The sequence below is a fragment of the Rhizobium sp. SVR5-9E genome, assembly GCF_056755095.1.
The window spans coordinates 21,015-27,981 of the sequence record NZ_JBNDHS010000081.1 but is presented as its reverse complement, the minus strand read 5'-3'; the positions used below and the strand labels follow the sequence as shown (position 1 = coordinate 27,981).

The 6,967-nt window shown below is 61.1% G+C and carries 7 protein-coding genes; 6 read left to right on the top strand and 1 reads right to left on the bottom strand.

What is annotated here, in order from left to right:
- Nucleotides 1-47: 47 nt before the first annotated feature.
- The 6 genes from ACPYOJ_RS26785 (at nt 48) to ACPYOJ_RS26760 (ending at nt 6,085) form a co-directional block, all read left to right on the top strand.
- The gene (locus tag ACPYOJ_RS26785) at nt 48-1,517 is read left to right on the top strand and encodes a sugar ABC transporter ATP-binding protein (RefSeq protein WP_481418951.1); all 1,470 of its coding nucleotides are present in this window, start codon (nt 48-50) and stop codon (nt 1,515-1,517) included.
- Nucleotides 1,518-1,526: 9 nt separating this feature from the next.
- Nucleotides 1,527-2,528 carry an ABC transporter permease gene (locus ACPYOJ_RS26780; protein WP_481418950.1) on the top strand — a complete coding sequence of 334 codons (1,002 nt, stop codon included), beginning with the start codon at nt 1,527-1,529 and terminating at the stop codon, nt 2,526-2,528.
- Nucleotides 2,525-3,535 carry an ABC transporter permease gene (locus ACPYOJ_RS26775; RefSeq protein WP_481418949.1) on the top strand — a complete coding sequence of 337 codons (1,011 nt, stop codon included), beginning with the start codon at nt 2,525-2,527 and terminating at the stop codon, nt 3,533-3,535. Before ACPYOJ_RS26780 ends, ACPYOJ_RS26775 begins: the two co-directional genes overlap by 4 nt.
- Nucleotides 3,532-3,852 carry an L-rhamnose mutarotase gene (gene rhaM, locus ACPYOJ_RS26770; RefSeq protein ID WP_481418948.1) on the top strand — a complete coding sequence of 107 codons (321 nt, stop codon included), beginning with the start codon at nt 3,532-3,534 and terminating at the stop codon, nt 3,850-3,852. The genes ACPYOJ_RS26775 and rhaM overlap by 4 nt, the downstream gene beginning before the upstream one ends.
- Nucleotides 3,849-5,231, top strand: coding sequence for an FGGY-family carbohydrate kinase (locus tag ACPYOJ_RS26765; protein ID WP_481418947.1), 1,383 nt, complete (start codon nt 3,849-3,851; stop codon nt 5,229-5,231). The genes rhaM and ACPYOJ_RS26765 overlap by 4 nt, the downstream gene beginning before the upstream one ends.
- An 83-nt stretch (nt 5,232-5,314) precedes the next feature.
- Nucleotides 5,315-6,085, top strand: a complete 771-nt coding sequence (locus tag ACPYOJ_RS26760) for a fumarylacetoacetate hydrolase family protein (protein WP_481418946.1) — start codon at nt 5,315-5,317, stop codon at nt 6,083-6,085.
- Here ACPYOJ_RS26760 and mmsB read toward each other — a convergent pair whose 3' ends face one another.
- Complete coding sequence (gene mmsB, locus ACPYOJ_RS26755; RefSeq protein WP_481418945.1) at nt 6,086-6,967, bottom strand: 3-hydroxyisobutyrate dehydrogenase; 882 nt, start codon at nt 6,965-6,967, stop codon at nt 6,086-6,088.

Below are 6,967 nucleotides of genomic sequence, written 5' to 3'. Positions count from 1 at the left end.
GACTAGTCGTCGGCAGCGTCAGATGTGTATAAGAGACAGTCCTGGAAATGCGCGGCATCTCGCAGATTTTTCCCGGCGTGAAGGCGCTCGACAACGTCAGTATTGCGCTCTACCCCGGCAAGGTCACGGCGCTGATTGGCGAGAACGGCGCGGGAAAATCGACGCTCGTCAAGATTCTGACCGGTATCTACAAGCCCAACGAGGGCGAAATCATCGTCGACGGGCAGCCTGTTACCTTCTCCACCGCACAAGCGGCGATCGACGCCGGAGTCACCGCGATCCATCAGGAAACAGTGCTCTTCGATGAGCTGACGGTTGCCGAAAACATCTTCCTCGGCCATGCGCCGCGCACGAAATTCCGCACCATCGACTGGAAGTCGATGAACAGCCTCTCGAAGGAACTGCTCACGTCGCTCGAAAGCAACATCGATCCGACGATCCGTCTGAAGGACCTCTCTATTGCGCAGCGTCATCTGGTAGCGATTGCCCGCGCGCTCTCGATCGAGGCCCGCATCGTGATCATGGACGAGCCGACGGCGGCTCTTTCCCGCAAGGAGATCGACGACCTCTTCCGCATCGTCCAGGGCTTGAGAGCCAAGGGCAAGGCGATCCTCTTCATCAGCCACAAGTTCGACGAACTCTATGAGATTGCCGATAACTTCGTCGTCTTCCGCGACGGCCGCGCCGTCGGAAGCGGCAAGCTCCAGGAGACGCCGCAGGACTCGATCGTAAAGATGATGGTCGGCCGCGACGTCGAAAACGTGTTTCCGAAGATCGCCGTCAATATTGGCGGCCCCCTCCTCGAGGTCCGGAGTTACTGCCACCGGACGGAATTCCGCGACATCTCCTTCACGCTTCGCAAGGGCGAAATTCTCGGCGTCTACGGCCTGATCGGCGCCGGGCGTTCGGAACTTTGCCAGTCGCTCTTCGGCATTACCAAGCCGCTCTCCGGTAAGCTTGTCCTCGAAGGCAAGGAGCTGTCGATCACCTCTCCCCATGACGCCATCCGCGCCGGGATCGTCTATGTGCCGGAAGAGCGCGGCCGCCACGGCCTGGCGCTGCCGATGCCGATCTACCAGAACATGACGCTGCCCTCACTCGGCCGCACTTCGCGCAAGGGCTTCCTGAAAGCGGCGAATGAATTTGCGCTCGCCCGCAAATATGCCGAGCGGCTCGATCTCAGGGCCGCCGCGCTTTCCGTGCCCGTCGGTACGCTTTCCGGCGGCAATCAGCAGAAGGTGGTCATCGGCAAGTGGCTCGCGACCAAGCCGAAGGTCATCATCCTCGACGAGCCGACCAAGGGCATCGATATCGGTTCAAAAGCGGCTGTCCACGGCTTCATCAGTGAACTCGCCGCCGAAGGCCTTTCGATCATCATGATCTCCTCCGAACTGCCGGAGATCATCGGCATGTCGGATCGCGTGCTGGTGATGAAGGAAGGTCTTTCGGCGGGCCTCTTCGAGCGCGCTCAGCTTTCGCCAGAGGCGCTGGTGCGGGCGGCGACCGGAAATGCATGAGGTGAAAGCATGTCAAGACTGATCAGAAAGCGCGAAACCCTGCTTTTCCTCATCATCGTCGCGATGATCGCGATCTTCTCGACGCGCGCTTCGGATTTCGCAACGCCATCGAACCTCGCCGGCATCTTCAACGACACGTCGATCCTGATCATCCTGGCGCTGGCGCAAATGACGGTGATCCTGACGAAGTCGATCGACCTCTCGGTTGCCGCCAATCTCGCCTTCACCGGCATGGCGATCGCGATGATGAACGCCGCCTATCCGGGTATTCCGCTGATCGTGCTGATCGTTGCCGCGATCGCCATCGGTGCGTGCCTCGGCGCCATCAACGGTTTCATGGTCTGGGCGCTCGAAATGCCGCCGATTGTCGTGACGCTCGGTACGCTCACCATTTACCGGGGCATGGCCTTCGTGCTCTCCGGTGGCGCATGGGTGAACGCGCATCAGATGACGCCGATCTTCCTTTCGGTGCCGCGCACGCCGATCCTCGGCCTGCCCGTCCTGAGCTGGGTCGGGATCATCATCGTAGTGCTGATGTATGTGCTGCTGAAATACACCCAGTTCGGCCGCTCGGCCTATGCGACCGGCGGCAACCCGACGGCCGCCGTCTATGCCGGTATCGACACCGGCTGGACGAAATTCCTCGCCTTCGTGCTTTCCGGCGCGCTGGCGGGCCTCGCGAGCTATCTCTGGGTTTCCCGTTACGCGGTTGCCTATGTCGATATTGCCAGCGGTTTCGAGCTCGACAGCGTCGCAGCCTGCGTTATCGGCGGCATCTCGATTGCCGGCGGCGTCGGTTCGGTGATCGGCACCGTGCTCGGCGCCCTCTTCCTCGGCGTCATCAAGAACGCCCTGCCGGTCATCGGCATCTCGCCCTTCACGCAGATGGCGATCTCGGGCACCGTCATCATTCTCGCCGTCGTCTTCAATGCCAGACGCGAGCGCAGCCGCGGCCGCATCATCCTGCGCGACAAGGCAGCAGCAGACACTCCAGCCGAGGTGGCCGCATGAGCACCGTTTCCGCCCCGACCGAAAAACGCGTCATTCCCGATCGTCTCGGCACCCCGTTCCGCCGGATCATGTCCAGCTGGGAAGTTCTGCTCTTCGGCGTCGCCGTGCTGATCTTCATTTTCAATTCCCTGGCGTCGCCCTATTTCCTGAACGCTTGGAACCTCTCGGACGCGACCTTCAACTTCACCGAAAAGGCGATGATCGCCTTTGCTATGGCGCTGCTCGTCATTGCCGGTGAGATCGATCTCTCGGTCGCCGCCATCATCGCGCTTGCCTCGACCGCCATGGGCGCGGCGGCGCAAGTCGGCGTCGGCACAGCCGGACTTGTGTTGATTGGCATCGGCACCGGCCTGCTCTGCGGGATTTTCAACGGCCTCCTCGTCTCCGTGCTGAAACTGCCGTCGATCGTCGTCACCATCGGGACAATGAGCCTGTTCCGCGGCATTTCCTATATCGTGCTCGGCGATCAGGCCTATGGCAAATATCCCGCCGATTTCGCCTATTTCGGCCAGGGCTATGTCGTCTGGGTGTTCTCCTTCGAATTCGTGCTCTTCATCGTCTTGGCAGCCGCCTTTGCGGTCCTTCTGCACGCGACGAATTTCGGCCGCCAGATCTATACGATCGGCAGCAATGATTTTGCCGCCCGCTTTTCGGGTATTCCCGTCGAACGCGTGAAGTTCATCCTCTTCATGCTGACCGGCGTCATGAGCGGCATTGCAGCGGTCTGCCTCACCTCGCGTCTCGGTTCCACCCGCCCGTCGATCGCCCAGGGATGGGAACTCGAAGTCGTGACCATGGTCGTGCTCGGCGGCGTCTCGATCCTCGGCGGCTGCGGAACGATAGTGGGGGTCGTCATCGCCGCCTTTGTGATGGGCCTTGTCACCTTCGGACTCGGCCTGCTCAACGTGCCGGGCATCGTCATGTCGATCTTCATCGGCCTGCTGCTCATCATCACCATTGCCATTCCCATCATCGCCCGACGCATCAAGGCCATGAGCTCCCGATGACCCTCGAAAAACACGCCTTCAAGATGAAGCTCAACCCAGGCATGGAAGCCGAATACAGGAAGCGGCACGACGAGATCTGGCCGGAACTTGTCGAACTCCTGCACAAATCCGGCGCCAGCGATTATTCCATCCATCTCGACCGCGAGACAAACACCCTCTTCGGCATGCTGACACGTCCGCAGGACCACACGATGGCGAGCCTGCCGGACCATCCCGTCATGAAGAAGTGGTGGGCGCACATGGCCGACATCATGGAAACCAACGCGGACAATTCGCCCGTCCAGAGCGACCTCGTCACCGTCTTCCACATGCCATGAGCGACGCGCCAAAATACCGCCGGATCGCCGTTCTCGATATCGGCAAGACCAATGCGAAGGTCGTCGTTCTCGACGCTGCAACGGGTGCCGAGATCGCCGTCGCGAAGATAGCGAATACCGTCCTCAAGGATGGCCCTTACCCGCACTACGACGTGGAAGCGCTCTGGTCGTTCACGCTCGATGCCTTCCGACGCTTCGCGAAGGAGCCGGGCTTCGACGCCATCTCGAGCACCACGCACGGCGCATCTGCGGCGCTGCTTGGCCCGGATGGCAAGCTCGCCATGCCGGTTCTCGACTACGAGCATGAATATCCGCAGGACATCCGCGATGCCTATACGGCCCTTCGCCCTTCCTTCAAGGAAACCTATTCACCGCGCCAGTCGATGGGACTGAATGTCGGCGCCCAGCTTCACTATCAGAAGAGGGCTTTTCCTGCGGAATTTGCAAGGGTGGCGACCATCCTCACCTACCCGCAGTATTGGGCGGCGCGGCTGACTGGTGTTGCGGCCAACGAAGTGACGTCGCTTGGCTGCCATACCGATCTCTGGAACCCGAAGCGCGGCGAATATTCCTCGCTGGTCGACACGCTCGGCATCCGCAATCTGATGGCGCCGATCCGCTCGGCCTTCGATGCGCTTGGTCCCGTGCTGCCGCAGATCGCCTCCGGCATTGGTGTCTCTACTGACATTCCGGTCTATTGCGGGATCCATGATTCCAACGCCTCGCTGCTGCCGCATCTCGTGACGCGCGAGGCGCCGTTTGCGGTCGTCTCGACCGGAACCTGGGTGATCAATTTCGGAGTGGGTGGCGATCTTGACCGTCTCGACCCATCACGTGATGCGCTTGCCAATGTCGATGCCTACGGCCGTGCGGTGCCATCCTCCCGCTTCATGGGCGGCCGCGAATTCGAGATTCTTTCCGCAGAAATCGGCGATGTTCCCTTGGGACATGTCAAGGCGGCTCTCGGCGAAACCATTTCAAAAGGCGTGATGCTCCTCCCGAACGTGGCGTCAGGTTCCGGGCCGTTTCCCGGCCGAGAGAAGCGCTGGCTGAATACGGATAATGCAGACGCTGCGGAGCGCTATGCCGCGATGTGCCTCTACCTTGGCTTGATGAGCGAGGCCTGCCTTGGCCTGATCGGCGCCGCGGGGCCGCTCATCGTCGAGGGACCTTTTGCGTTGAACGAGACCTATCTCGAGATCCTTGCAGCATTGACAGGTCGCGACGTTGTCGCCCTGCCCGGCTCGACCGGCACCAGTCAGGGGGCCTCGTTGCTCACCGGCATAAGGCCGGCGCCCGGTTCTGAAAGACGCTTTCCGCCAGCCGTGATCACCGGACTGAAGGACTACCGCCGCGCTTGGCATGCAGCAATGGAATAGCAGTCTTTCCATACACGCCCCTTATCCCATCTTAGGCAGGCGGCTAGTGTTGGCCGTTCAAGAAACCAGGCGGAGGAACCATCATGACGGATTCAAACGCGGCCTTCGACCCGCGTGCGCTCGCAGCTCGACTTCACGGCCTCCACAAAGCGGGCAGTCAAGCGCCGACGGCCGATTTCGCGCTTCCCGCCGATCTGCGCCACGCCATGGATGCGCAGAATTTCCTCGCCGCCGAAGAGGCCATTGCCAGCAACGCATGGAAAGTGACGGCTTCGCCGGATGGCCAGGCGGTGACGGCACCGCTCCATCCTTACGCAGAAGCCGATTCCGTCGCGCAGATTCCGTGGGCGAAGGGTATGAAGTTTGAGGCGGAAATCGCCGTCCGTCTCGGCTCGGACTTACCGGTTCGCCGCAACGGCGATTACAGCCGTGCCGAAGTCGCCGATGCAGTGGCGACCGTCCATCTCGGCGCTGAACTTCTGGTCTCCGCCATCGAGGAAAGTGGCAAGATTTCATTCCTGCTCTTCCTCGCCGATCGCCTCGGCAACAGCGGCTACGTGCTTGGCCCGAACGTGCCAAAGTCGCTGATCGACACAGCCACCGGAACGCCGCTGAAAGTCACCTTCAACGGCCAGTCGATCTACGATGCGCCTGCACAGCACCCGAAAGGCGACGTGCTGACCTGGCTCGTTGACTACGCCAACGACAAGCTGCGCCCTGAAAACTCGCTGAAGGCCGGGGCGCTGATCACGACCGGCACGCTTTGTGGCGCGATCGAACTTGCCGCACCAGGCGACATCGAGATTTTGCTCAACGATACCGCACGCTTGCATCTGTCGCTTGTTGCTAAGTAGTCAGGGCTGCTCCCGGAACATCTCGATGATGGCGGAAAAGTCCTTTCCGGCATTGCCCTGCTTTTCGAAGAGCGCGTAAAGCTGTGCCGCTTCCGCCCCGAGCGGGGTCGACGCACCACTCGAAAGTGCCGCCTCCTGCGAAAGCCGGAGATCCTTGAGCATCAGAGCGGCAGCAAATCCCGGTTTGTACTCGTTGTTTGCCGGCGATGTCGGTACCGGCCCCGGAACCGGGCAATAGGTATTGATCGACCAGCACTGGCCGGACGACGTCGAGGCGACATCAAAAAGCGCCTGATGCGAGAGACCGAGCTTTTCTCCCAGCACGAAAGCTTCGCAGACGCCGATCATCGAAATGCCGAGGATCATATTGTTGCAGATTTTCGCCGCCTGACCTGCGCCGGCTTCGCCGCAGTGGACGATCTTCTTGCCCATCTTTTCAAGGATCGGCTTGGCCTTGGCGAAACTCTCGTCCGAACCGCCCGCCATGAACGTCAAGGTACCTGCGCTAGCCCCACCCGTTCCGCCGGAAACGGGAGCGTCAAGCGAGAGGCAGCCTGCGGCCTTCGCCATTTCATGCGCCTTACGGGCACTGTCGACATCGATGGTCGAGCAGTCGATCACCAGCGTTCCGGCCGGAACCGACTTCAATATGTCCGGCCAGGCAGTGAGCACATGCTTGCCCTGCGGCAGCATCGTTACGACGGTCTCCGCCTCCATGACGGCCTGGCTGATGTGGCTTGCCGGCTTTACGCCTGTTTCTTCGGCGGCCTGTAGCACGGGGGCGGCGAGATCGAAGCCCATAACTTCGTGTCCTGCCTTGACGAGATTGGCCGCCATCGGCCCGCCCATATTGCCAAGCCCGATGAATGCGATCCGTGCCAT

What these genes read in the sequence shown, in the direction of transcription:
- ACPYOJ_RS26785 (WP_481418951.1), top strand. Translation starts at nt 48, where the DNA reads ATGCGCGGCATCTCGCAGATTTTTCCCGGCGTGAAGGCGCTCGACAAC.
- ACPYOJ_RS26780 (WP_481418950.1), top strand. Translation starts at nt 1,527, where the DNA reads ATGTCAAGACTGATCAGAAAGCGCGAAACCCTGCTTTTCCTCATCATC.
- ACPYOJ_RS26775 (WP_481418949.1), top strand. Translation starts at nt 2,525, where the DNA reads ATGAGCACCGTTTCCGCCCCGACCGAAAAACGCGTCATTCCCGATCGT.
- rhaM (WP_481418948.1), top strand. Translation starts at nt 3,532, where the DNA reads ATGACCCTCGAAAAACACGCCTTCAAGATGAAGCTCAACCCAGGCATG.
- ACPYOJ_RS26765 (WP_481418947.1), top strand. Translation starts at nt 3,849, where the DNA reads ATGAGCGACGCGCCAAAATACCGCCGGATCGCCGTTCTCGATATCGGC.
- ACPYOJ_RS26760 (WP_481418946.1), top strand. Translation starts at nt 5,315, where the DNA reads ATGACGGATTCAAACGCGGCCTTCGACCCGCGTGCGCTCGCAGCTCGA.
- mmsB (WP_481418945.1), bottom strand. Translation starts at nt 6,967, where the DNA reads ATGGCACGGATCGCATTCATCGGGCTTGGCAATATGGGCGGGCCGATG.